Genomic DNA, 940 nt, shown 5'->3' with positions numbered 1-940 from the left:
ATAATACACACCTTGGCTTTCACTGCCATTTAATATAAGGTAAAAATTACCTCCAGGATCATCACCAATAATTAACTTATCATCAATAAAATCAAGTTCACTTAAAAAATTTTCATTTTGACGAAAAATGTCGTGGTTTGGATTTTTCATATTTATTCCAAAAAGGGCATAAAAGGCGATTACCCCTTCATCGACACCTTCATACTCTAACTCACAAAAATCCGGAGATTTTACACCAAAGCCATTTTTCAACCTGAGGAATTCTTTATAATCTTCAGGTAAACTGACTTTGAATTTTCCCTCCATAAGTTTAATTTCATCTTTATTTGCAGGTTTACCGCATGAAATAGGCATAAACTCTCCTTGTTAAGATCATGACTTCTTGAACTTAGATACTCAACCTCTGTTGTGGAAACAATTGTTTGTAGTAATTAAAGCCGGAACTTAATGGTTTCCGGCATATTTCATTCATTTATCTAAATCAAAAAACATGTATCCTAGCCATAAAAATAATCATAGAATGCATCGAAATTTTCATTACCGATAAGAGGCACAATTCTTTTCCGCAACTCATCAATAAAATCACCTTTTACTTCGTCATTATCATCTGCTATATCAAAGATATCATATTGGCCATATACCAAATCAATGAGCTCAGCTAATGAAAATATAAATCCAGAGAGACTACTAGCTATTTTAAATGGTTCAATTACATCATAACTTGCATAAACAGGGGTATTCCCTTCATCGACAACCGCAATTATAGGTTTACCACCACCTAAATCATCACCAATAACAAGGTAATTGTCTGGTAAGTATTCATAACCATTTTGAGCCTTCGAGAGTTCACTGACAGAATGAATTTTAATTGGCGTGAAGCCTGTTTCAATTTTTAAATTTTCAGGATTATAATTTTTATATAAGTAATCAACATCGGTTG

The 940-nt window shown here is 32.6% G+C and carries 2 protein-coding genes; both read right to left on the bottom strand.

Annotated features, from left to right (window positions below):
• A partial coding sequence (locus L977_RS11185; RefSeq protein ID WP_047625771.1) for an SMI1/KNR4 family protein occupies nt 1-354 on the bottom strand: 354 nt, incomplete at its 3' end.
• A gap of 143 nt (nt 355-497) precedes the next feature.
• Nucleotides 498-940, bottom strand: a 443-nt coding sequence (locus L977_RS24710) for a hypothetical protein (RefSeq protein ID WP_047625770.1), incomplete at its 5' end; no start/stop codon positions are given.

It is taken from the genome of Enterobacter sp. ZOR0014 (assembly GCF_000798855.1).
GTDB classification, from domain to species: Bacteria; Pseudomonadota; Gammaproteobacteria; order Enterobacterales; family Enterobacteriaceae; genus Enterobacter; species Enterobacter kobei.
The sequence above is the reverse complement of the archived record's forward strand: the minus strand, read 5'-3'. Positions and strand labels throughout refer to the sequence as shown.